The sequence below is a fragment of the Algoriphagus persicinus genome (assembly GCF_035156415.1).
Taxonomy (GTDB): Bacteria; Bacteroidota; Bacteroidia; order Cytophagales; family Cyclobacteriaceae; genus Algoriphagus; species Algoriphagus persicinus.
The window spans coordinates 55,940-78,248 of the sequence record NZ_JAYEEY010000019.1; the positions used below are offsets into that span (position 1 = coordinate 55,940).

A 22,309-nucleotide genomic window follows, 5' to 3' on the forward strand; every position below is an offset into this window, starting at 1 on the left:
GCGACAGGAAATGTAAAAACAGCCACAAACCATAAGACCCAACTCAGGTAAATTAGTACGATTGAAAGCTATTATTCATTTTGAGTAACTGGTCTAAAAATTTAAAAGAAATGACCTGAGAGGTTTCAAATACACCAATTTTATTTTTTCAAATCATAAATTTTTAAGGAATTGAGATTTTCAGCAACCGTCACACTTTTCCATGGACTAGTTGGAAATAGGATGGAAGTCATCACCAATTCTCCATTATTCACGAATAATTCGATGGATGATGCGTCTAAAAATATTCTGATATCTTTTGCTTCCCAGCTCATGGGCGCGGAATGAATTGCAGCAAAATCAGGATGGAAATCACTCATTCCTGCATTTCTACGATCTATACTTACCAAGCCGTTCTCTTTAGTGATTAACAGTGTTTCGTCGAGCTCATTTGAGAAGGTTATTGAAAAAGTCTTTGAAGCGACATCCGCAGTGATTTCTACAGCTTCCGATGGTAATGCAGAAGTTTCTATGTTCATTTCATACTCTTTAGATCTTAGCCCTTCGAGTTCTTTCGCAGGAGCAGATTTCAATAATAGCGTACCATCCACATCGACTAAGCTTAATTCTCGGGGAATGGTCATCGCTGATCTCCAGGCTTTTGTTGGAACCACGTTTGCATAGAGCCAGTTGCTCATCCAGCCTATAAAAAGCGTTCTGTTTTGCTCCTCAGGAAGATTGCTCCAAGTTACTCCAGCATAGTTATCCGGTCCATAGTCAAGCCACCGGATCATGGTGTCATCTGGAGTGAATTGACCATTTTTGAAGTCGCCAATAAAATATTGTGAGGCAGATCCATTTTGTGGTCCGCCGGGATTTATACTGACCAGCAAAACCCATTTATCTTCTCCTGATGGAGTTTTGAATGGAAGTAAATCTGGACATTCCCAGACTCCGCCATGTGCGCCAATTGTTTGTCCAAACTCACTTAGTAAAGTCCAGTTTTTTAAATCAGCGGAGCTGTAGAAATTAATATGATCAAGTACAGCCAAAGTCATGATCCAAGATTTGGAACCATCAGGAGTAGTGATTTGGGAAACTTTTGGATCACGGAAATCTCTAATCCCTGGATTGGGTAAGACTGGATTGCCTTCAAATTTCTCCCAACTTCTTCCTTTATCCAGAGAAAAAGCAATGGCCTGACTCTGGAATGTATCCGATGAAGTATTTGCTTCCTCAGCATGGTGGTAGTTGAAAACTGCAACCATGGGAGGGTTTTCTGCTGTACCTAATCCCGAACTGTTGCCGGCATCAAAGACTGCGCTTCCTGAGAAAATGTACCCTAGACTATCAGGATAAAGTGCTATCGGCAGCGACTCCCAATTCGCCAAATCAGAAGAGACAGCATGTCCCCAATGCATTGGCCCCCATACTGTACTGTCAGGATAATGCTGATAGAAGAGGTGGTATTCTCCATCCAAATAGAGCAAACCATTGGGATTATTTATCCAGCCTGAAGCTGGGGTGAAATGGTAAGAAGGTCTAAATTCCTCTGTGACGTTGGATTCAAAACTAATTTCAGGCTTCGCCTGACAGCTGAAAACCAGCAGCACGGAGAGTATGGAAAGATAAAGTTTAGTTCGGTTCATATTGTTTTCTTAAGCTGATGGCATCATCACTAGGTTATAAACTGTATCTCGTTTAGCTCCTTCTTTGATTTGTTGGGCAAGTTGTTCAGCATTTATGGCATATTCTGGGTTCGTCCAAAAGTTAATTAGTGCTATTTCAAATTTGTCTGCATCTAGGTCATGAATGCTGGTGCCAAGAGGGCCTAGTTGTCTTTTTTCTATGATTCTATTCCAAAAGTACTGATCAATGATATGGGGAACAATCATTTGCACACATGCATGTGCAGCACCCTGATGTGTAGTTCCTGATCCACCATGGTGGATAATTCCATAAAGTTGTGGTAGAATCCAGTCGTAAGGAATTTGATTCACATAGTAAATGGATGCATTGCTGTCAGCTAGTTGCTCCAATCCACCCCAAGAAGTATTTACGATTGCAGGTATCTGGTGTTTTTGAAGTAATTCTATGATGGTTTTAGAGTGCTCTTTGGGCTTTGTATTACTCATCGAGCCGAAGGTGAGTAAAACGGCTTTAGGGTGCTTTTCAAGCCAAATAGTTAGTTCAGTAGGCGGGTGATATTCCTTGAGTTGATTTCTGAAATAGTAGCCAACAAGTTTCGCTGATTCTGGCCATATCGCAGGTTTTGGGAATAATGATGGGGAAATGGTGTAAACAGTTTGCAGTCTATTCAATTCAAATTCCTTTAGTGTCTTTGAGTTGATTTCCGTAGAAGGGAAGTCCGAATAATATTTACCAACAAATTTTTTCATCGCAAGACGTCTAGCCCCATTTACTAAATTATAAGATTTAAGATTCCATTTTGGGCTAAATGGTCTCCATTTTCCAAAACCTATATGCGGAAAGTCCTCTGCTGGATGAGTCAGACATGGGAGAGGTGTGAGCAGGGTATAGCGTTTTGGATCAGCCATTGCAGCGATACAATAGAAGAGGCACTTGCCATGAAACACAATTCGATCAGGAAGATGAGTTCTCAATGCACCTCGCTGCTGTTCGATGAGTGTGTGTTGTAAACTTATGGAGCTTTTAGCCAACTTGATATAGTTTTTGAGCTGGTGCCAAGCGCTTCCACCTCCGCCCATGATTGTTTTGCCGCTTTGGGAATCTAGCAACTCTAGAAATCTTTTGTCAAAACCGATGAACTCGTACCCAAGTTGCGTGACGGTTTCTCTAAACTGTTCGGGAAAAAGACAGACAATGTCCTCTCCCTTTTCGGCAAAAATCTCAGCCTGTGCCAAAAATGGCTCAACATCTCCACGAGTTCCCAATGAAGCAAACAATATTTTCATGTCTTATTTTTTTAATTTTTGCTCTTTCTGTAGCTTTAAGCTTTAATCTAACTCTAATTTTCAATCTTTTTACCCCAGAATTTTATCAAGTATTTTACTCAGGTTAATGAATTAATAATTCGTAAAGCTTGAAATTTGGATTCATTTTTGGAATCGGTTTAAAGGATTATAAAATTTAAACTTATACAACTTAATATATATGAAGGGAATTATTTTGGCCGGTGGATCCGGCACACGTCTGTATCCTTTGACTATTTCCGTGAGTAAGCAGCTGATGCCTGTTTATGATAAGCCAATGATATATTATCCTCTTTCTGTTCTGATGATGGCGGGAATTACAGAAGTGTTGATCATTACTACTCCGGAAGATAGTGATGCTTTTCAGCGACTGCTAGGTGATGGATCTCAAGTGGGTTGCTCATTCGAGTATGCAGTGCAGCCTAGCCCAGATGGCTTGGCTCAGGCATTTATTATAGGTGAGAAATTTATCGGAAAGGAGAAAGTCGCCTTGATACTTGGGGATAATATTTTCTACGGATCTGGACTTCATAAGACTTTACAAGCCTATACTGACACCGATGGTGGAGTCGTGTTTGCTTACCATGTCAATGATCCTGAGCGATACGGAGTGGTGGAATTCGATGAGAATCAGAAGGCGATTAGTATTGAAGAAAAGCCCGAAAACCCAAAGTCTAATTTTGCTGTTCCAGGTCTATATTTTTACGATAATAGAGTCGTAGAAATCGCAAAAAAAATCAAACCGAGTCCAAGAGGTGAGCTGGAAATCACTGATATCAATAATGAATATTTGAAGTTAGGAGAGCTGCAAGTTGCCATCCTGAACAGAGGAACAGCTTGGTTGGATACAGGTACACATCGGTCGCTTCTTCAAGCGGCACAGTTTGTGGAAGTAATAGAAGAGCGGCAGGGGTTGAAGATCGGATGCATAGAAGAAATTGCCTTCAGAGCAGGATTTATCGGGGAAGAAAAACTGCTTCAGGCTGCCGATAAATTAGGGAAAAGTGGTTATGGGGGGTATTTGAGGAGATTGCTGAAATAAGCTAACTTATTTCTTGATTAGTTGTTCGAGACTTGTTTTCATGATCTGCCCCATATTCGCGCATTCCAGGAACTTATCATTAGAATAATGCTTCGCCAAGTCTATTTTGAGCGATGCAATATTCTCTGGTAATGAAATGATATCATTCTCCATTGATCGCAAAATATCCAATATACCTTGCCGGGAAGATTTGAGTCGTGTAGCGATCAGGGCACGCTCTTCTTTCTGATATTGAGCCATGGATTCTGGCGTGATGTATTTCATCCCCAACTGAATCAACACATTGTTTTCCTTAAAATATTGCGGTAAATAAATTGATTTTTTGCCCTCATAGGATTGCTGGTCAAAGTCAATCGCACGGATTCTATAATGTGTCTCTTCAAAGTCGGGTGTGACGTCAATCACAAAATTGGATGAATGCATGTCCCCTAAAAGCCTCACAAAGCAGCGTTCATTGAATTTGACAAATTCTTTGGCTAGTCGTATAGGATTCAGGTGCGGATCCTGCATATGGGCTCGCATAAATTTATCTCCAGGGATCCCAGCTATATGTTCTTCAATCAAGGTGTTTTTGTGAACTAGATAGGAGATTCTATTTGGAGAAAGCAAATGTTCAAATTCAAGTCCATACACTCGGGAAGCATCAGCATTTTTGACATAGAAATAATCAAAATTATCATTGATTCTATTCACTATTCGCACCCGAAATGGCTGCGTGTTTCCGTATACACACAAGTCGATCCTATCCACATACAAATGCTCCATTACAGACATATCTCCGCCAGCTTTCAGCAAAGCATAGATCATTTTAACATTGAGGTGAATCTCCTCTCGGTCGGATTGATCGTAGAATACCGTCTCCCAAAGTGTGTCTTGTTCCTTAGAATCATACAGTGCAATAGAACTCGAATAGCGAAGCAATTCGTGATAATGAATAGGGATATCCACCTCACGGGAGTACTTAATCAGGAAACGCCTCAGCCCATGGCTGATAGCGAAAATGCGCTTCTTTTTGCTGATTAACGCCATTTCTTACAAATCCACGTGCTGACTTTTCTTCAGATTTCTGTCGAAAATAAAAGGGCCAAATGGTAAAATAGAGGCTATAAGGGCAAATAATGTCCTGCTGAAATTCCACTTTAACCTATGGGCGGTAGGAAATACCGTGAAGATATAAATCACAAATAGTATCCCATGAGCCCAGCCTACATATTTCACCGCTAGCGGATAGTCCCACATGTATTTAAGTGGCATTGCGATGAAAAGTAATAGCAAGAAGGATGTTCCTTCTATAAGTGAAATCCAGCGAAAGCGTTTTGCCCAAGTGTGTTGTTGAGGTGTAAGGCTCATTGTTTTTTAGCTATGTTAAATAGTACTTTTAAAGTGTTCCAAAGCTTGCCTTTGAGAACTTTATCCTCAGAAATTACACTTAATGCATCTGCGAATAAATATTCTGTTTCTTCTTCCGTGTGTATTTGATAGTCCGAAGCAGGAAGCGCGTTGATCGGGTGTTTCACACGACCAAATTTAAGTACTATATGGGCATTAAGGTCATAAAGTTCTGTTAAGGTTCTACCTTCTAGTTCTTTCGATGAAAGTAGCCCAACTTCGTTCATGGAATGACCAACAGCATTGATCATATTTACCAGCATTTCCATTACTTCTGGCTTCAATTGCTGCTCTTCGTGAAGCACTAGAATACCTTTTTCAAATTTACCACGAACAGTCAAAGGCTCTGGTTTTAATTCTTCTTGGGGCGGTGTAGCAACCTCAAGATGAACTGTTTTCGGAAGTGTCTTTGGTTGTGCTGTCTCCTCTACATGATTTGTGCCCTGTTTAACCTGTTCGTCTTTAGGTTCTTTCTCAAAGAAAAAAAGTTCTTCGGTGATAATGTGCTGGAGCTCCTGAATGCTCATATTTTCCATGTCGGGAAATTGCTCAAAATTCGCCTTAACACAAAAAAAGAGGAATAATATCTCTACTACCCCTCGATTTTTTACTGTCTTTTAGATAGATCAATCAAGATTGAAAATGGACTTCAGTTCTACGGCATCTTCAGGTTTCATTCTTTTTGCTAGCACCAATCTCAGCTGTCTTCTTCTTAGTGCACCTTTAAAGTTTTCGATTTCTTCTGTAGTTTCCGGGACTAATTCGGGGATTCCTGAAGGTTTATTGTGCTCATCTACAGCTACAAAGGTGAAAAATGCCCGATGTGTCATGACCTTTTTGTTGGCAGGAATATCTTCAGCAGTCACTTCTATGAAGACTTCCATAGAGGAATTAAACGCGCGAGTAACTTGAGCTTTTAGCGTGACTACATTACCGAGGGCGATTGGTTCCTGAAAGGAAATATTATCCACAGAAGCAGTCACTACGATGCTATTAGAGTGCTTTTGAGCGGCTATGGCAGCTGCCACATCCATCCAGTGCATCAGCTTTCCTCCCATGAGGTTGTTTAGCGTATTGGTGTCATTGGGAAGAACCATTTCGGTCATGATTACTGCGGACTCTTTAGCGAATTTCTTGATGCTCATAATTCTAAAATTTATCAATATTAGAAATAAAATTTGGCAGAAAAATTAAATGTAACTGGTTTCGGAATTTTATTCCGAATAATGTAAAACTCAAAGAGTTGAAAATCTCAAATCTCAAACGTCTAATTTCAAATCATTTCACTTCCAACCGTCTTTGCCCAATAAGGGCACAAAAGCAAAACCTTCGTATTCTTCCCGATCGACCTTTGTATTCGATTTCTTGGTGATTTTTAGCATGGTTTGCCTGCGCTTATCGCCTACGGGGATTACGAGTATTCCTCCAATTTTTAATTGCTGAATCAAAGCATCTGGGATTATTGGGGCTCCAGCGGTGACAATTATTTTGTCGTACGGTGCATAAGCAGGAAGTCCGCCCGTACCATCTCCGTAGAAGAGATGCATTTCTATTCCCAATCTCGTTAGGAATCGCTTTGTTCCCTCAAATAGTTTTTTCTGATATTCTATCGTAAATACCTCTGCGCCAAGTAGATGCAATATGCTTCCTTGGTATCCGGATCCTGTTCCAATTTCCAATATTTTATCGCCTTCCTTTATCTCTAAAAGCTCTGTTTGGAAGGCTACTGTATAAGGTTGTGAGATAGTCTGACCCTCGCCAATGGGGAATGCTTTGTCCTCATAGGCATGGGAAATCAGTGCAGAATCAAAGAAAAAATGTCTAGGTAAGGTATTGATAGCCTGTAGGACCCGCTCACTTTTGATTCCCTTTTCCCGCAGCAAAGTCACCAGAGCTCTCCGTTTTCCTTTGTGTAAATACGTGTCTTCGAGTTTGAGTAGGGGCATAGTGATTTTATGGTTCTGCGGTCGAAGTTAAAAGAATATTTGGCTTAATTTGAACTTGAATAGGGCATTTATTGCTTAGTTATTGAATCTTTGAAAGTTAAATTCACCTCCATGTTCACAGGAATAATAGAAGCTTTTGGCACTCTAAAAAATATAACCCACGAAGGAACCAATGTCCATTTTGATTTAGACTCATCGCTTTCTTCGGAATTGAAAATCGATCAGTCCTTAGCCCATGATGGCGTTTGCCTGACTGTGGTGCGTACTACTCCTGAGTCTTACCGGGTGACAGCAATTGATGAAACAATTCAGAAAACGAATTTATCTCAGTGGAAAGTAGGTAAGAAGGTCAATTTAGAGCGTTGCATGCCTGCAAATGGACGCTTTGATGGGCATATCGTGCAGGGGCATGTGGATCAAGTGGGAAAAGTAAAAAGTATCACTGATCAAACTGGTTCATGGGTTTTTGATGTTGAGTTTGATTATAGCCTTGGAAATGTGACTGTGGAAAAAGGCTCAATCACGATAAACGGAACAAGTCTGACGTGCTTTAATTCTGGGCCAGGTAGATTCTCAGTGGCGATAATCCCATATACCTTTGAGCATACTAACTTTCATCAGCTAGTTCCGGGAGACCTAGTCAATTTGGAGTTTGATATTTTAGGGAAATACATACAGCGGATAACAAAAGGCTATGATTTGCCATAGGATTTTTTAACCGCAGTGGACACGAAGGAGCACAAAGTCCGCTGTTGTATCCGTCTTCAGAACAATCCTGCCTAATTTTACTTCAGAGTGATTGACTTTTCTTCAGCATCTTTTACCAACCTAAAGCCGACATTGGAAGTGCCGCTATCAAATGCCTGACCCTGACGGGCAGATGGCCGATAATTCACGCAATAATTATCAGCACATAAATAAGATCCTCCCTTGATCACACGCTCCATGGCATACGGATTGTCCGGATTGTAGCATTGCTTCATGTTTGCATCTAGTTTTGGAGCCTGACCAGCTAATCTCGCATATTTGAGTGCATCATACCAGTCAGCTGTCAACTCCCAGACATTGCCAATCATATCGTAAAGGCCAAAGGTGTTCGGAGCAAAAGACTTGACTGGGGAGGTGCCGTTAAAACCGTCTAGACTTTTATTGTCATTTGGAAAATTCCCTTGAAAAGTATTCGCTAAATATTGGCCATTGGGAGTCAATTCATCTCCCCAAGCAAATCGTTTTCCTTTTGCACCTCCGCGAGCTGCAAACTCCCACTCATTTTCCGTGGGAAGTCTTTTTCCTGCCCAATCTGCGTAGGCTTTGGCATCATCAAAGGCGATATGAACCACCGGATGATTTTCTCTTCGCTTCAAATCTGACTCTGGCCCTTCTGGTTTTTTCCAGCTCGCACCTTCTACCCAAACCCACCAGAGAGAGATATCCTGCGTAGGAACAGCGTAGGGAGGAGGACTAAACACCATGGAGCCAGCCACTAAAACCGTATCGTCTGGCTTTGGTGTTCCTGGGGGCAATTGTTTCTTAAGATCTTCCCATTCTGGTTTTTTCTCTGCCACAGTTATGTAGTCTGTTTCATCTACAAATTTCTTGAAATCAGCATTGGTGACTTCATGTGTGTCCATCCAGAAACCAGTCACTTGCAGATTTACCGCAGGCTTTTCGGCGGAATATGCATCTACTTCATTGGTTCCCATGACAAATTCCCCTCCTGGAATCCATGCCATTCCTGCCACTTTTTCACTTGGTTCGGGCATACTGTCTATGCTCATATTCTCCTCATCAATTACCTTGTCAGAGGTGCTTTCTTGACAGGCGAAAAAAGAAGTGCTGACCAGGGCAAGGCTAGCAAAACTGTATTTTATTGAATTGTTCATAATTGGCTTCCTTCAGGTTTAAAAGTAGCAGATTCTTTCCTCTTGCCAAAGAGTTCTAGTGCTAGCGGATTTTAGGCTTCCTTAAGAAGGATGGCATTTATCCGTTCTACTACTTTTTTGCGCAATTTGTTAAAGAACTGCCTCCGCTCCTTTTCGCACACCACACTGATCTGAGTAGATTTCTTGATGAGATTATCCAGATTTCTGAACATCGCATTATTAAAAGAGGGATCTGAAGTGCCATGGAAATATATTACGCTGTGATTGAGATAAGTCACCTTATTTTCATCCATCGTAGCAAAAAATGTATTATCACCGATGATGAATTCATTTACAAAAAAGTTGTAATCTGCTCCATCAATCTCTGGATTTGACGGTAGGATCTTTTTGCCTTTTTCAGCCATTTTCTCCAAATGATCGATCACCTCCATCATACAGTTGTAGAGAAAAATGGTGTCTTCTGTATAAGTCATTATTCCCATTTCATGATACAACTCAATTTGCCGTAGTGTGATATTTATCCCTTCAATATTCCAGATTTCGGTCGTCGGGATCTTGTGGTATGCTTTGAGGATTTTCTGGGTTATTTCTGCAAACTGATTGTAAGAGTTGTCCTTGATAGAAAACTTGGTGTCTTTCAAACTGTCATTGAACAGGATAGATTTTCGCCAGAAAAAGAACTTGAATGCAGCCAATTCCTTGTGATAATAGTGATGGAAAGGAGGCATATCTTTGACCAGCCAATAGATATGTTTTTTAGAAAAACTATTCACCAGGTTTAGTTGTGCATATACGTCCCCCATCCATTTCATGAAACTATTCTCTTGATAGTCATTCTGATTGCCATGAAATAGGACGCTATTGGAATGTAGGTTGAAAAAAGTGTCAGTTGAGATTTTGAATCGATTACATAGAGTTTCCAACTCACTGAAATCCAAAAGTTTTTCTCCTCTGATTCTCCTGTAAGCACTGTCAATGCTGATTTCCAATATTTCGGCAATTTCGTCAACCAATGAATTGTAGCTAGGCAATGATAATTTTATTGCCTGGAAAAATGCTACTTGGCTCTTATTGAAACTCATAGCAACAAGGGGTGTTAGGGGATTGAAGGAAATAATTCTCCATTAAGATATAGGAAAGATGAGTAAGAAAAAATCAATCCAAAAAATAAAAGGTCAGTAGCTAAAAGCTTGCTAATCACCTGTATAGTTAGCCAAAGCATGCTTTGGCCAATTTCCTAAAGATACCAACCAAAAAAACATTCATGAATTAAGACGTCTTGCCTTACGGAGAGGTGGGCACAAAAGCGTACTTCGAAAATGGGACTTGGACTACCTGCCCTCCGGGAGGCGGATGCTCAGCCTGACAATTATCACGGATCTATGTTTTTTGCGAAAAGCGCGGTGTCCACTTTGGTTAAAATATACATACATAAAAAAAGAGGCTGTCTCATAAGTAGGGACAGCCTCTAATTTGTACGGGTAGGTAGGTACCTGAGATAAATTCCAAATACTCAAATCTCAGCTTGTTGATTTAAGTTTTGAGACAGCCGCTTTGAATTTATGCCTGAGGATGGGCAGCTGCATGTAGCTTGCCCAGCTCCTGATCAATGGTCCAAAGGCCAACTCCTTCTTCCCCAATAATATCGAATAGCTCAAGAGCTCTTCTGGACATAGTTTCTTCTTCTCTCTGTTCAGTGACATACCATTGCATAAAACTGAAAGTAGCAAAGTCCTTCTTGGTGAATGCGTGATCTACAATGTTATTGATTGACTTGGTCACGTTGATTTCATGCTCTAGGATCAATTCGAAAATTTCTCTTAAAGAATTGAAATTATGTCTAATCCCGGTGATTTCTGGCTGTATGGCATGTCCTCCAGCTTCATTGATATACTGAAATAACTTCATCATATGCATTCGCTCTTCGTCTGCATGGGTATAGAGGTATTTGGAGGCATTTTCATAGCCCATCATATGACACCAAGAAGCCATTGACAAATAGTAAGCAGAGGAGGTCCCCTCCATTTCTACCTGCTTATTCAGTAATTTCTCTGTATCGATAAGTAATGAACGCTGTAGCGTTACGATTTCTTTAGCTTTCATAATTTTAGTTTTTCAAATAGTTAACTAAATATAATCAATGAGGTTCCACTAAGCGTTCATTTTATTGTATTTGTAATTGATTTAATTAAGAACTGTGATCATCTGGAAAGTGGCGTAGGGAAAACAGGGAGGCTTTCGGCTCCTGATTCTGATACTGATTGTACTGCGAAGAAGTAATTGTCCTTGGAGTAAGGTAAAGTAAGTGTGGTCTCAGTAGTCCAAAACTTACGCTCCCACATGGCAGATGAAGTTTCTCTCATCAGCACATAATAGCCTTTTGCTTTGCCCATCGCAGGTGCTTTCCAAAGTAAAGTTGACTTATTACTTAAACCACGTACGTCTATTTTGGCTTCCTGGGGCTGATCCGGCGAATTAGCTAAACTCGCTAGGGAGGCTAGATTCACGGCGGATACTTTTCTCAAATATTCAAAGTCCATGAATTCCGGTAGGTCACCATAGTGAATCCCATCCTCTACACGAACATTTTCGTGCTGATGGATGAAGTTTTCATTCATTTCGGACATCCTCACCGCAATAAAACCATTTCTCGCAAAGGAGGTTTGATCTCCACCCCTCAGAAATCTATCCGATCGGTAAATCAATTTCACCTCAAATTGATCTACATAGCGTTCTCCTTGTTCCTTAATATATCTCGCCAATTGCCTGGATTTACTGTCATTATCAGCATTGGTGTAGCGACGGATGTTACCTTCTTGTTCAGTTTCAGCAGTAGGAATGGTTTCTGAAAAAACACGCATTTTCAGATTGTCTTTGATCAGCGTTTCTGACGAACTACTGTTTCCGACAATATCGTTATTCAAGACAGCAGCGAGATTCCATTCTTCTGTTTTTGCTTTGTCAGCTAGGTAGGTAGCGCCTTTCAATCCTTGCTCCTCACCAGTAAATGCTACAAATAGAATGGTGGCTGAGAACTCATGGGAGACCATAATACGAGCTAATTCGATGACGGCAGCGGTTCCGCTTCCATCGTCATTTGCGCCAGGCGCACTTCCTTCAGCATCCATCACATCCTTATTTCGGGAATCCATATGGGCTGAAATAATGAATATTCTATTGTCAGCTGGATTGGTGCCTTTGAGTGTTGCTATCACATTAGCCCCTGGTGAATCGGCTGTTATTCTGCGATTATCTGCTGGGATGGTAAATTTTTCTATTTCCGCAGTCATTCTACCTCCGGATTGCTTCGCAAAATGGCTGAACTTAGTAAGCACATATTGCTGAGCGGCGGGCATGCCATTTTCCTCATTTGTACTTAAGGTATGTCGGGATGTGAAGGATGCCAAAGTTCGCACATGATGTTCCAGAGAATCAGAGGATATCTCAGCTATCATTTGAGCTATTTCTGGGTTTCTGATAATGATAGTTTGTGAAATAGCCATGTGACTGGAAAGCGTAATAAAGACAATGAGTAATTTTTTGTTCATGATATTGAGGTGGTTTATACTTATGACTTAAATTTATCTCATTAAAATTCTTACCCAAGTATTTTTAGATGAAATCGAGCATGACGCAAGCGTCACACATTGGGATGATTATCTACCATGCGAGATTCCATCCCGTTTCCTTAGTCAAGGGACAGGTTATGACCTATAAAAAACAAAATATAAACACATGAAAACCCTATACCAACCGAAAAAAGGTGATTATTCGCCTTTTTTCTCCACCTATCTTCAACTAGTTTCTGGAAGCAACTATGAGGAGCAGCTGTTAAAGCAAGTAGACCCGCTTGTCAGTCTATATCGTGAGAAAGAGCCTGAATGGGCTGAGAAGGCCTATGCAGAAGGAAAATGGACGCCAAAAGAAGTCCTTGGGCATGTGATAGATACCGAAAGGATCATGACTTTTAGAGCGCTATGCTTCGCTAGGGGAGAAAAATCGGCTTTGCCGGGTTTTGACCAGGATCCCTATGTGCTGAATGCGAGATTTGGACAAGTCCCTATCGAATATTTGCTAGAAGACTTTAAAATTCAGCGTCAAGCATTGCTCACCATGATTAGGATATTGCCTGAGGAATCGCTGGATTTGGTGGGAATTGCAAATGGAAATCCCATTACTCCAAGAGCTTTATTTTGGATTATTCCAGGTCATTTTACCCATCATTTGAATATTCTTAAAGAGCGTTACTAACCATGAAACTAGCTATAACTACCGTAGATGCATTTACGAATAAGGTATTTTCCGGAAACCCAGCAGCTGTTTGCTTATTGGATCAGGAGCTTACTCAAGTGCAGATGCAAACCATTGCAATGGAAATGAATCTCAGTGAAACTGCCTATGTAAAGAGAACTTCAGAACCGGATGCTTTTAGCTTGCGTTGGTTTACTCCGACTGTTGAAATTGATCTTTGTGGACATGCTACACTGGCTTCTGCTTTTTGGATGGTAAAGTCAGGATGGGCGAAACCAAATGAAACGATCCGATTCCAAACAAGAAGTGGAGAGCTAGTAGTGAAAAGTGATGGTGAGTGGATTGAAATGGATTTTCCCTTGATTCCTACTGTTTTGGAAAGACATCCATTTTTCGATGGTGATTTCTTTGGGGCTAAAATTATTAATTCAGCCAAATTGAAGAAGAATTGGATAGTTGAGTTGGAGGATGCTAGTGCAGTTGAGTCCTGTGATCCAGACTTTTCCCTAGTGAAAAAGCACAGCGAGGAAGGAATAATTATTACAGCTGTAGGGAAGGGGACATTTGATATTTATAGTCGTTTCTTTGGGCCAAAAGTGGGGATAGATGAGGATCCTGTTACTGGCTTTGCACATTGCGCTTTGATGGACTATTGGTTTCAAAGATCAGGTCAAAGTAGGCTCAAAGCCTATCAGGCAAGTAAACGGGGAGGCGAGCTGTATTTAGAGAAAAGAGAAGATCGTGTACTTATCAAAGGGCAAGCCGTCAAAGTTTTCTCAGGTGAACTGGAATTTTAAATGAATCGATTCGTAAATAAAAAAGGTAGGCAGGTAAAACATGCATTCAATTCCTTTACAGAATATTGGTTGACAGATGCAAGTTTTGGAGTGTTGCTCTTGATCTTACTATTTACAGTTTTTGCACTGCCTATTTTGATTGAATATGGTCATGTGCATGCGCTTTTTGTCAATACCGTCTTTCTATTTTTGTTTTTTACCGGAATTTGGTCTTCCCGGTTTAAAGCTTTGGTGGTGTTGACCACGGTGCTTTTCATGACTCAGCTGGGACTTAGATTTCTACGTTTTTCTACTTACGATTTTGAGTTTTACCTGGCAGAGCGTATAGTCGGTGTGTTGAATATGTTGGTATTTATATTTCTGAATATTAGGCTGTTATTTAGAAATTCTGAAGTGAACATTTACAGGGTGATTGGAGCTATCAATGTTTACTTACTTGTGGCGATTTTGGGTGCCTTTCTCTTCGAAATCATCTATTTGACCACAGAGTCAGGTATAGGAGGGGACATAGAACTGGGCGGAATAGATAAGGATTTTGCCCTGTATATATATTTCAGCCTAGTATCACTTACTACTGTTGGATTTGGTGATTTATACCCCATTCAGGTCATGGCTAAGATGCTGTCTGTTTTTCTGTCCACAATAGGGATTCTTTATCCGGCAGTCGTGATAGCCAGGCTAGTTTCCGCCAGCAAAGTCTAAAGAATTGACCCCATCTGTGTAATTTTTTTCTAGTTTCTATTTACAATTTGTAGTTTCAAAATCGATTAATTATACCCCTATACTTTATGAGAGAGTTAACTTTTAGTTTATTAATATTCTTTACCGTAGGTTCACTTTTTGCCCAGACAGAAAGGCCAAGTATTGAAAGACAAATAGAAATAGAATCTGCTGTAGTGACTACACATGAAACTACCATTAAAGGCAAGAAAGTGCCTTATAAAGCTACCGCTGGCACTCAGCCAGTCTGGAATGAAAAAGGAAAGCCAATAGCTTCTTTGTTCTACACCTACTATGAGCGGACAGATATTTCTGACAAGACTATCCGTCCTTTGGTTATTTCTTTCAATGGTGGTCCAGGTTCAGCGTCTATCTGGATGCACATTGCCTATACCGGCCCGGTGGTGTTGAAAATTGACGAGGAAGGTTACCCTCTTCAGCCTTATGGGACCAAGTCAAATCCCTATTCCATCCTAGATGTGGCAGACATTGTTTACATAGATCCGGTGAATACGGGCTATTCCCGTATTGTAGATGAAGAAGTCGATCGATCTACTTTTTTCGGAATAAACTCCGATATCAGATATCTGGCAGATTGGGTGAATACCTTCGTGACCCGCCAAAATCGTTGGGCTTCACCAAAGTATCTGATCGGAGAAAGTTATGGAACTACCCGTGTGGCAGGTTTGGTGGCACAACTCCAAAACTCACACTGGATGTATTTTAATGGTGTCATTATGGTTTCTCCGACCGAATTGGGAATAGAGCGTGGTGCACCTATCCATACTTCGAATTACCTGCCATATTATGCGGCAACAGCCTGGTATCACAAAGCGTTGGAGACACCTTTACAAAATCAGGATTTGGATGATTTCTTGCCGGAAGTGGAAGCTTTCACTATCAACGAATTGATTCCAGCTGTAGTGAAAGGTGGAACCTTGTCCACAGCAGAGCGAGACGCGATTGCAACAAAATATGCACTGTATTCAGGGCTTAGCAAAGAAGTGGTACTAGAGCATAATCTATTGATTCCTACTAGCTTCTTTTGGAAAGAATTGCTTAGAGATAAGGGGATGACAATCGGTAGATTGGATAGTAGATACAAAGGCTTTGACAATGCCGGTACTGGTTCTAGACCTGATTTTGATCCAGCTTTATCTTCCTGGAATCATGCTTTTGCTCCTTCATTTCAGATTTACGTGAGAGAGAATCTGAATTTCAAAACGGATCTGACCTATAATCTTTTCGGCCCAGTACATCCATGGAACCGCTCTAATGAGAGCACAGGTTACGATTTGGGAGATGCCATGCGTCAAAATCCCTACTTACATTTGATGGTGCAGTCGGGATATTACGATGGGGGGACAGATTTCTTCAATGCAAAGTACAACCTATGGCAAATCGATGCTGCCGGTAGGATGGCAGATAGGATTTCTTGGAAAGGCTATAGAAGCGGTCACATGATGTACTTGAGAGCTGAGGATTTGGAAACTTCCAATGAGGATATCCGTGAGTTTATCAAGAATTCTATGGTCGCCCCTGATATGCCAGCGAAGTATAATTAATAAGCAATAAGTAAATAGTGGCAAGTGTTAAGAATCTAGAGACGAGATTAAAGAAATAGAAAGCCAGAGAAAATTCTATGGCTTTACTTTCTTATAAAAATTGCCTTTTACAGAGCCAGATGCGTTTTGAAGGATTCAAAATTTTTCAACACCTCTTTTGCTTCGATCATCTCACCCAAAATTCGATATACATCCGCAGGTTTCTTTCCTTCTTTTCTGAGGAATTGAATTGATGTTGTGCCTTCAGACTTCGATAGCTTTTTGTTTTTCGGACCTTTCAAAAGGGTATGATGATGGAATGTGGCTTGCTGGAAGGAGTTGAGGTCAAGTGCATTTGCTAGGATTTGTTGATCCAATGTTGATCCCAGTAAATCATTTCCCCTTACGATCAGATCTACCCCATATCGCACATCATCTACCAGAGAGGTCAGTTGATACGCTGGAAGCTTGTCTTTTTTTCTAACTATAAAAAAGGCTGAGTCTTCAGGAAGTGTATAGGATTTCTGGCCTTCTGAGTAGGTTTTGATTTTGATAAAATCGGAGTCAAAAGTATCCATGCGCCAGCATGTTTCATTTCTTTCCAGCGGAATGTCTCTGACTTGGCAATGCCCCAAATAATAGCCAGATGAATCCAATTGTTGGATTTTCTTGCGGGTGCAATCACAGGCGAAGACTAATTTTTCCTCCCTAATTTGCGCTAATGCCTCCAAATAACTGTCCATTCTATGTATCTGAGACCATTCTTGTTCGAATTCCTGCACGTTTTTTGGTCCTTGATCATAGCTGATTTCCATAAAGTCCAGCGTATCGAAAATGTCCTGCACATAGTCAGTTCTGTATCGATCCCGATCTAAGTCGTCGATTCTTAATAGAATCTTAGCGCCAGTCTTCTCGGCAAGCACTTTTGTGACTAAGAAAGCGTAGAGATTTCCCAGGTGCAAAAAACCACTGGGAGTAGGGGCAAATCGTGTAAGCTTAAAATCCATTGGGCGAAATTAAATAGATTTGAGTGATTAAAAGTTACGTATCGTCTAACCAGACAGGATAGAAATATAAATTTGGGCTATTAAGCTTCTTTAACTTGCTGAAATTTAATCGCTGCGAAAAGCCTGCTTATTTTTGGACTTTATGAAATTTAGGTTCCTGGTCATTTTATATTTTGCATTTCTCCCAGCTCTACTGGCTCAGAGGTCTTATTCGGGAAACGTGCTTGACGCCACGGATAAAACCTATTTGGAAGGAGTTAATGTAGAAGTACTGGGCTCAGAAAGTACCGACATCACCAATATCCGAGGTTACTTTTCTGTCAAGGGAGCGATAGGAGACACGCTGCGAATATCTTTTCCGGGTTTTATTGAGCAGAAGATACCACTCGGCGAAGAGACTTTTATCATGGTTCAGATTCAGGATAGAGCCAGGCTCTTGCCCACGTTTGAGGTGAAGTCTGAGCCGTACGCGTTTCGATTCAAAGATGGTAAACTTGTATTAATTGATCCAGATGAGGAAAAAGCACCGTCGAAGAAAGGCGGAATTAGTGCTGGCTATCTGGATTCCCCAAATGGAGGAGTGGCGATAGCCGGGGTATTGTCCTCTCTCACCAAAAGAGCAAGGTTAGAGCGTGAATACCAGAAAAAACAAGAATGGATGCGCAGGAGGGCAGGATATTACGCTGTGATTGAATCAGATTCAGTCCGTCAGAATCTGATGGTGAAATACCAGCTGCAGCGTTCAGATTGGGATAGAATGATTATTCGATTCAATGAGGGGAATGCCTATCACGAATTTTTAGATTGGAGTGAGGAACGTGTGTTTACCACGCTAAGTGAGTTTATTGATAGAGAAAGGCGATGGCTTAATTAGGTTTTTCTCTTGAAAGACCAAGTCACATAGAAACGAGCAACTTCTTCACCCTGCGGGTTTTTCCCGCTGGAAATCATAGTCAGTTTATCAGTGTCCTGAGGATTTAATGACGCAAGAAGGCTAACTAATTCTTGTCCCTGTTCGCAGGTAAATGTGATGGTCTGATTGGCTTTTTTAAAATATTCAGCTCTGAAATCAACGACCAGCATGGAATATTTTCCCAGATCACTTATTCCTAACTGACATAATGCGCCAGTGCTTAGTTCTGCTGCTCCAGCCAGTGCAGCAAAATAAATAGACTTAAATGGATTCTGTGTTCTCCAAGAATAGGGGATGCTTACCACACATTTTTCAGCATCCAGATTTTTGATTTTAATGCCCCAAAAAACAGCCGAAGGGAGTTTGATCAACATGCCAACCCAAAAGTAGATCGGGTTGCTCATTTTTTTTTGGTAAGCCAAAGCTCCTGGCTTTAAAGCCTTTTGGGTTTCATTCCTGTTCATATGTGTTCTAATTGAAATCTTAAACTAGTGAAAAATGCTTTCTGGTATTTAATTTGGAACGAATGATCAAAAAACAACCAACATGAAAAAGATAGCAATTTTGTTTTGCGCTGGACTAATACTCTATTCCTGTGCTACAGTTCCACTTACTGGAAGAAACCAACTGGCTTTGGTATCCAATGAGGAAATCCAACCTTTGGTGGATGAACAATACGATAAGGTTCTTCAAGAAGGAAAGGTTGTGACGAATACTGCAGACGGGCAGAAAGTTCTCAAGGTGGGGAATCGTATGGCAAAGGCAGTGGAGAGCTATCTGATTTCTCAAGGGTATCAGGAATTGGCAAATTCCTTTGATTGGGAATTTAATTTATTGCAGAGCGATGATGTGAACGCATGGTGCATGCCCGGTGGAAAAGTTGCCTTCTATACCGGTATCATGCCATTGACACAGACAGAATCTGGAATAGCGGTTGTCATGGGACATGAGATCGCTCATGCAGTAGCCTCACACTCGGCTGAGCGTATGTCAAATGGTATGATTGCTAATTTAGGTGTTAGTGCATTATCTTCAGCGGTAGGTCAAAACCCGACGTTGACCCAGCAGATTTTACTTCAATCTGTAGGTATCAGTGGTGAATTGGGAATGCTAAAATTTTCCAGAAAGCATGAATTGGAAGCAGATGAAATGGGATTGACTTTTATGGCTATCGCAGGATATGATCCCCGTGAAGCACCGATCTTCTGGCAGAGAATGCTGGAGAATGATAATGGCGCAGCACCCCCAGAGTTTCTTTCTACTCACCCTGCATCTCAGACTAGAATAGACAAATTGAATAAACTAATGCCTGAGGCAATGACTTATTACAAGAAGTAGGTAAATAATGTAACTATCTAAAAAGGCGGACAATTTGCTAGTCCGCTTTTTTATAGGTTTAAGTATGTCTTGACATTCGGTGAAGTAAATCACCTATTGAGCTAGAAGATGATTCTAAGAAATAAGCAAAGGTTTTTTGAAATATTTCACATGCCTCTGAATATTCCAAAATGGATACAATGAAAATGACTCCGTTTATGGTGACGGAGCCATTTTTTAGGATTACCAATTCTTTGATAAGGCGTAAGGATAGCAAATCCCGAAGAGCCTAGGAATCAAAACCTTCGAGGAGACCTTTAGGCTTCGCTCAGGGTGACACCTCAAAGGTTAAACACTTACTTAAACCCCAACTTCACCCTAACTTTTTCCAAAATCTCAGCTCCCACGACTTTGGCTTTTTTTTCACCTGCGGCTAGTTTCATTTCGATTTCTTCCGGATGATTCATGTAGAAGTCAAAAAGCTCCCGCTCTTTACGGTACTTATCCAGGATCAGAGCTAAAAATTCCTTTTTGGCATGTCCATACCCATAATTTCCACCTTCATATTTTTCTCTCATTTGCTGAGTTTGCTCGGCAGAAGCTATCAGGCTGTATAGCTTAAATGTATTGTCTGTATGTGGATCTTTTGGCTCTTCCAGTTCTTTACTATCCGTCACGATTTTGTTTATATTTTTCTTCAACGCTTTCTCTGGAAGGAAAATATCAATGAAATTATTGTAAGACTTACTCATCTTCTGACCATCCGTGCCTGGGATTGTTTTTACAACTTCATCTATTCTAGCTTCTGGTATAGTCAAAATATCTTCACCTACGATTCTATTGAAAGTAGAAGCAATATCACGTGTCATCTCTAGATGCTGCATCTGGTCTTTTCCTACAGGAACTAAATCGGCTGAATACAGCAAAATATCCGAAGCCATCAATACGGGATAGGTGAATAGCCCGGCATTCACATCAGAAAGACGCTCGGCCTTTTCCTTGAAGCTGTGTGCATTTGCCAGCATAGGGAAAGGGGTGAAGCAGTTCAGGTACCAAGTCAGTTCCGCAACTTCAGGCCTTCTGGATTGGCGATAGAAGGTAGTATGCTCGATGTCAAGTCCGAAAGCCAGCCATGCAGCAGCCACCGCGAATGTATTTTGCTTTCTCAGTTCCCCATCTTTAGATGTGGTGAGGGAGTGCATGTCTGCAATAAAAATAAAGGACTCTTCTTTGTGCTGTTTGATTAATTCAATAGCAGGGACGATTGCGCCGAGGATGTTCCCCAAGTGTGGCCTGCCGCTACTTTGAATGCCTGTAAGTACTCTTGCCATTAGTCTGATTTTGGTGCAAATTAAGTAAATCAGCCGTTAATACGTTTGAAATTATGCGTTAATTGCGGACATGATTAGAATAGAAAAGACCCTTTATACTCTCTTATTCCTATGTTTTTTCGCTCAACATACACTGGCTCAAGATACTATCACTCCTAAATTAATCTGGGCAGTGAATAAGGTGGACTTGGGTACTATCTTGGAAGAGCAAGGACCTCAGGTAGCAGAATTTCAATTTACCCATACCCAAGACTCCCTTTTTTATATAGAAAAAGTCTGGACGGATTGCGGATGTACGACGGTAGATTATACCAAAGATACTTTGCTAGTAGGAGAAAGTGGGACTTTGCAGGTTTCATTTGATCCCTCTTCCGGTGCAGGTTTTTTCTCCAGAATGATCGTGGTGAAGGGCAATTTATTTGGCGTTCAGGATACACTTTATATTGAAGGAAATGCCATCCCAAGGGCGAATGATCCTGAAGGAACTTACCGAACACGAAAAGGTGAATTGGGCTTTCGACTTTCCAAAATCAACTTTGGAGAGGTATTTACAAACGAACCAAAATTGAAGCAAGTGGAAGTTTACAATTTTGGTGACGAGCCTTTTTACAAAGATAGTCTGTTGTATGCCGGACCTGAATATATCCAAGTGAATCAACTTACAGATTCGATCATGCCTAAGGACCGTGGATTGATTCAGATACTTTATGATGGTGCTATGAAAAATGATCTTGGCTATTTTCAGGATCAAATTTCTCTGAATTGGGAGGATACCACCAGATTCATTCATCTGGATGTCATGGCAGATGTATTTGAATATTATGCCCCATTTGCTAAGGAAAACCTGAATCTAGTACCTCAGCTAGAAATTGATCCAAAGGAAAAAGACTTGAGAACCATCAAATCAAGTGCAATCCAAGTGGAAAATGTGGTGCTGAATAACAGAGGTAAGCAAGTGCTGGAAATCAAAAAAATCCAGGGAAATTGTGCGTGTTTGAAACTTGAGCTACCCAAAACTACTCTCAATCCGGGGGAATCCATTGTGCTCAAAGTAGTCTTTGATCCAAGAGGCAGACAAGGAATAGATCAGCGGAATATTTACATTTTCAGTAATGATCCGGTAAACCCAGTTCAATTATTCTTGCTGAAGAGTAGAGTAGAATAGCTAAAGATGAGATCAATTGTGATTTTTTCACGTCTGCCAAATAGAATGATGTTTTGTGGCTCAATGTCTGT

At 40.8% G+C, this 22,309-nt stretch carries 24 protein-coding genes; 10 read left to right on the forward strand and 14 right to left on the reverse strand.

Going from position 1 to position 22,309, the window contains the following annotated elements:
* Positions 1-140: 140 nt before the first annotated feature.
* Both U3A58_RS15185 and U3A58_RS15190 read right to left on the reverse strand, forming a co-directional pair.
* The gene (locus U3A58_RS15185; protein ID WP_323824749.1) at positions 141-1,628 is read right to left on the reverse strand and encodes a glycoside hydrolase family 32 protein; all 1,488 of its coding nucleotides are present in this window, start codon (positions 1,626-1,628) and stop codon (positions 141-143) included.
* 9 nt (positions 1,629-1,637) lie between these two features.
* Entirely contained in the window at positions 1,638-2,915 is a 1,278-nt protein-coding gene (locus U3A58_RS15190) for a glycosyltransferase (RefSeq protein WP_323824751.1), read from the reverse strand.
* A 199-nt stretch (positions 2,916-3,114) separates the two neighbouring features.
* Between U3A58_RS15190 and rfbA the strand changes: the two genes are divergently transcribed.
* Positions 3,115-3,975, forward strand: coding sequence for a glucose-1-phosphate thymidylyltransferase RfbA (gene rfbA, locus U3A58_RS15195; RefSeq protein WP_323824754.1), 861 nt, complete (start codon positions 3,115-3,117; stop codon positions 3,973-3,975).
* A gap of 6 nt (positions 3,976-3,981) precedes the next feature.
* Here the strand turns inward: rfbA and U3A58_RS15200 are convergent, their stop codons facing one another.
* From U3A58_RS15200 to U3A58_RS15220, 5 genes are all read right to left on the reverse strand, one after another.
* Positions 3,982-5,004: a hypothetical protein gene (locus tag U3A58_RS15200; RefSeq protein ID WP_323824756.1), complete on the reverse strand. Its 1,023-nt coding sequence runs from the start codon at positions 5,002-5,004 to the stop codon at positions 3,982-3,984.
* Between the two features lie 3 nt (positions 5,005-5,007).
* On the reverse strand, positions 5,008-5,325 hold the full coding sequence (locus U3A58_RS15205) for a DUF3817 domain-containing protein (protein ID WP_323824758.1): 318 nt from the start codon (positions 5,323-5,325) through the stop codon (positions 5,008-5,010).
* A complete protein-coding gene (locus U3A58_RS15210) occupies positions 5,322-5,900 on the reverse strand; it encodes a hypothetical protein (protein ID WP_323824760.1) in 579 nt (192 codons plus the stop codon). Before U3A58_RS15210 ends, U3A58_RS15205 begins: the two co-directional genes overlap by 4 nt.
* A gap of 90 nt (positions 5,901-5,990) precedes the next feature.
* Positions 5,991-6,509, reverse strand: a complete 519-nt coding sequence (locus tag U3A58_RS15215) for an acyl-CoA thioesterase (RefSeq protein ID WP_323824762.1) — start codon at positions 6,507-6,509, stop codon at positions 5,991-5,993.
* A gap of 138 nt (positions 6,510-6,647) precedes the next feature.
* Positions 6,648-7,310 carry a protein-L-isoaspartate(D-aspartate) O-methyltransferase gene (locus U3A58_RS15220; RefSeq protein ID WP_323824764.1) on the reverse strand — a complete coding sequence of 221 codons (663 nt, stop codon included), beginning with the start codon at positions 7,308-7,310 and terminating at the stop codon, positions 6,648-6,650.
* A gap of 111 nt (positions 7,311-7,421) precedes the next feature.
* Here U3A58_RS15220 and U3A58_RS15225 point away from each other — a divergent pair, with 111 nt between their 5' ends.
* Positions 7,422-8,018 carry a riboflavin synthase gene (locus tag U3A58_RS15225; RefSeq protein ID WP_323824766.1) on the forward strand — a complete coding sequence of 199 codons (597 nt, stop codon included), beginning with the start codon at positions 7,422-7,424 and terminating at the stop codon, positions 8,016-8,018.
* A 77-nt stretch (positions 8,019-8,095) separates the two neighbouring features.
* Here the strand turns inward: U3A58_RS15225 and U3A58_RS15230 are convergent, their stop codons facing one another.
* From U3A58_RS15230 to U3A58_RS15245, 4 genes are all read right to left on the reverse strand, one after another.
* Positions 8,096-9,193 (reverse strand): formylglycine-generating enzyme family protein, encoded by a 1,098-nt coding sequence (locus U3A58_RS15230; RefSeq protein ID WP_323824768.1) that lies wholly within the window; start codon positions 9,191-9,193, stop codon positions 8,096-8,098.
* A 71-nt stretch (positions 9,194-9,264) separates the two neighbouring features.
* Entirely contained in the window at positions 9,265-10,275 is a 1,011-nt protein-coding gene (locus U3A58_RS15235) for a hypothetical protein (RefSeq protein WP_323824770.1), read from the reverse strand.
* A gap of 478 nt (positions 10,276-10,753) precedes the next feature.
* Complete coding sequence (locus U3A58_RS15240) at positions 10,754-11,296, reverse strand: ferritin (RefSeq protein ID WP_323824772.1); 543 nt, start codon at positions 11,294-11,296, stop codon at positions 10,754-10,756.
* A 98-nt stretch (positions 11,297-11,394) separates the two neighbouring features.
* Entirely contained in the window at positions 11,395-12,741 is a 1,347-nt protein-coding gene (locus U3A58_RS15245; RefSeq protein WP_323824775.1) for a M20/M25/M40 family metallo-hydrolase, read from the reverse strand.
* Positions 12,742-12,809: 68 nt separating this feature from the next.
* On the opposite strand from U3A58_RS15245, the gene U3A58_RS15250 reads away from it, so the two are divergent.
* From U3A58_RS15250 to U3A58_RS15270, 5 genes are all read left to right on the forward strand, one after another.
* Positions 12,810-12,932 (forward strand): hypothetical protein, encoded by a 123-nt coding sequence (locus U3A58_RS15250; protein ID WP_323824777.1) that lies wholly within the window; start codon positions 12,810-12,812, stop codon positions 12,930-12,932.
* On the forward strand, positions 12,929-13,444 hold the full coding sequence (locus tag U3A58_RS15255) for a DinB family protein (RefSeq protein WP_323824778.1): 516 nt from the start codon (positions 12,929-12,931) through the stop codon (positions 13,442-13,444). The genes U3A58_RS15250 and U3A58_RS15255 overlap by 4 nt, the downstream gene beginning before the upstream one ends.
* A 2-nt stretch (positions 13,445-13,446) precedes the next feature.
* Entirely contained in the window at positions 13,447-14,241 is a 795-nt protein-coding gene (locus U3A58_RS15260; protein ID WP_323824780.1) for a PhzF family phenazine biosynthesis protein, read from the forward strand.
* On the forward strand, positions 14,242-14,943 hold the full coding sequence (locus tag U3A58_RS15265) for a potassium channel family protein (RefSeq protein WP_323824782.1): 702 nt from the start codon (positions 14,242-14,244) through the stop codon (positions 14,941-14,943).
* A gap of 86 nt (positions 14,944-15,029) precedes the next feature.
* Complete coding sequence (locus U3A58_RS15270) at positions 15,030-16,526, forward strand: S10 family peptidase (protein WP_323824784.1); 1,497 nt, start codon at positions 15,030-15,032, stop codon at positions 16,524-16,526.
* A 107-nt stretch (positions 16,527-16,633) separates the two neighbouring features.
* Here the strand turns inward: U3A58_RS15270 and U3A58_RS15275 are convergent, their stop codons facing one another.
* The gene (locus tag U3A58_RS15275) at positions 16,634-17,512 is read right to left on the reverse strand and encodes a glutamate--tRNA ligase family protein (RefSeq protein ID WP_323824786.1); all 879 of its coding nucleotides are present in this window, start codon (positions 17,510-17,512) and stop codon (positions 16,634-16,636) included.
* A 142-nt stretch (positions 17,513-17,654) separates the two neighbouring features.
* Between U3A58_RS15275 and U3A58_RS15280 the strand changes: the two genes are divergently transcribed.
* Complete coding sequence (locus tag U3A58_RS15280) at positions 17,655-18,386, forward strand: carboxypeptidase-like regulatory domain-containing protein (RefSeq protein ID WP_323824788.1); 732 nt, start codon at positions 17,655-17,657, stop codon at positions 18,384-18,386.
* Here the strand turns inward: U3A58_RS15280 and U3A58_RS15285 are convergent.
* Positions 18,383-18,889 carry a PaaI family thioesterase gene (locus U3A58_RS15285; RefSeq protein ID WP_323824791.1) on the reverse strand — a complete coding sequence of 169 codons (507 nt, stop codon included), beginning with the start codon at positions 18,887-18,889 and terminating at the stop codon, positions 18,383-18,385. The two genes, U3A58_RS15280 and U3A58_RS15285, sit on opposite strands and share 4 nt — an antisense overlap.
* A gap of 82 nt (positions 18,890-18,971) precedes the next feature.
* Here U3A58_RS15285 and U3A58_RS15290 point away from each other — a divergent pair, with 82 nt between their 5' ends.
* On the forward strand, positions 18,972-19,763 hold the full coding sequence (locus U3A58_RS15290; protein WP_323824793.1) for a M48 family metallopeptidase: 792 nt from the start codon (positions 18,972-18,974) through the stop codon (positions 19,761-19,763).
* Positions 19,764-20,098: 335 nt separating this feature from the next.
* Here U3A58_RS15290 and trpS read toward each other — a convergent pair whose 3' ends face one another.
* Positions 20,099-21,073 carry a tryptophan--tRNA ligase gene (gene trpS, locus U3A58_RS15295; protein ID WP_323824795.1) on the reverse strand — a complete coding sequence of 325 codons (975 nt, stop codon included), beginning with the start codon at positions 21,071-21,073 and terminating at the stop codon, positions 20,099-20,101.
* A gap of 70 nt (positions 21,074-21,143) precedes the next feature.
* On the opposite strand from trpS, the gene U3A58_RS15300 reads away from it, so the two are divergent.
* Positions 21,144-22,238 (forward strand): DUF1573 domain-containing protein, encoded by a 1,095-nt coding sequence (locus U3A58_RS15300; protein ID WP_323824797.1) that lies wholly within the window; start codon positions 21,144-21,146, stop codon positions 22,236-22,238.
* Positions 22,239-22,309: the final 71 nt, after the last annotated feature.

Coding starts and splice junctions, on each gene's coding strand:
- U3A58_RS15225 (WP_323824766.1), top strand. CDS start 7,422: ATGTTCACAGGAATAATAGAAGCTTTTGGCACTCTAAAAAATATAACC.
- U3A58_RS15205 (WP_323824758.1), bottom strand. CDS start 5,325: ATGAGCCTTACACCTCAACAACACACTTGGGCAAAACGCTTTCGCTGG.
- U3A58_RS15250 (WP_323824777.1), top strand. CDS start 12,810: ATGAAATCGAGCATGACGCAAGCGTCACACATTGGGATGATTATCTAC.
- U3A58_RS15265 (WP_323824782.1), top strand. CDS start 14,242: ATGAATCGATTCGTAAATAAAAAAGGTAGGCAGGTAAAACATGCATTC.
- trpS (WP_323824795.1), bottom strand. CDS start 21,073: ATGGCAAGAGTACTTACAGGCATTCAAAGTAGCGGCAGGCCACACTTG.
- U3A58_RS15240 (WP_323824772.1), bottom strand. CDS start 11,296: ATGAAAGCTAAAGAAATCGTAACGCTACAGCGTTCATTACTTATCGAT.
- U3A58_RS15220 (WP_323824764.1), bottom strand. CDS start 7,310: ATGCCCCTACTCAAACTCGAAGACACGTATTTACACAAAGGAAAACGG.
- U3A58_RS15245 (WP_323824775.1), bottom strand. CDS start 12,741: ATGAACAAAAAATTACTCATTGTCTTTATTACGCTTTCCAGTCACATG.
- U3A58_RS15200 (WP_323824756.1), bottom strand. CDS start 5,004: ATGGCGTTAATCAGCAAAAAGAAGCGCATTTTCGCTATCAGCCATGGG.
- U3A58_RS15260 (WP_323824780.1), top strand. CDS start 13,447: ATGAAACTAGCTATAACTACCGTAGATGCATTTACGAATAAGGTATTT.
- U3A58_RS15235 (WP_323824770.1), bottom strand. CDS start 10,275: ATGAGTTTCAATAAGAGCCAAGTAGCATTTTTCCAGGCAATAAAATTA.
- U3A58_RS15230 (WP_323824768.1), bottom strand. CDS start 9,193: ATGAACAATTCAATAAAATACAGTTTTGCTAGCCTTGCCCTGGTCAGC.
- rfbA (WP_323824754.1), top strand. CDS start 3,115: ATGAAGGGAATTATTTTGGCCGGTGGATCCGGCACACGTCTGTATCCT.
- U3A58_RS15185 (WP_323824749.1), bottom strand. CDS start 1,628: ATGAACCGAACTAAACTTTATCTTTCCATACTCTCCGTGCTGCTGGTT.
- U3A58_RS15255 (WP_323824778.1), top strand. CDS start 12,929: ATGAAAACCCTATACCAACCGAAAAAAGGTGATTATTCGCCTTTTTTC.
- U3A58_RS15190 (WP_323824751.1), bottom strand. CDS start 2,915: ATGAAAATATTGTTTGCTTCATTGGGAACTCGTGGAGATGTTGAGCCA.
- U3A58_RS15280 (WP_323824788.1), top strand. CDS start 17,655: ATGAAATTTAGGTTCCTGGTCATTTTATATTTTGCATTTCTCCCAGCT.
- U3A58_RS15210 (WP_323824760.1), bottom strand. CDS start 5,900: ATGGAAAATATGAGCATTCAGGAGCTCCAGCACATTATCACCGAAGAA.
- U3A58_RS15215 (WP_323824762.1), bottom strand. CDS start 6,509: ATGAGCATCAAGAAATTCGCTAAAGAGTCCGCAGTAATCATGACCGAA.
- U3A58_RS15290 (WP_323824793.1), top strand. CDS start 18,972: ATGAAAAAGATAGCAATTTTGTTTTGCGCTGGACTAATACTCTATTCC.
- U3A58_RS15285 (WP_323824791.1), bottom strand. CDS start 18,889: ATGAACAGGAATGAAACCCAAAAGGCTTTAAAGCCAGGAGCTTTGGCT.
- U3A58_RS15275 (WP_323824786.1), bottom strand. CDS start 17,512: ATGGATTTTAAGCTTACACGATTTGCCCCTACTCCCAGTGGTTTTTTG.
- U3A58_RS15300 (WP_323824797.1), top strand. CDS start 21,144: ATGATTAGAATAGAAAAGACCCTTTATACTCTCTTATTCCTATGTTTT.
- U3A58_RS15270 (WP_323824784.1), top strand. CDS start 15,030: ATGAGAGAGTTAACTTTTAGTTTATTAATATTCTTTACCGTAGGTTCA.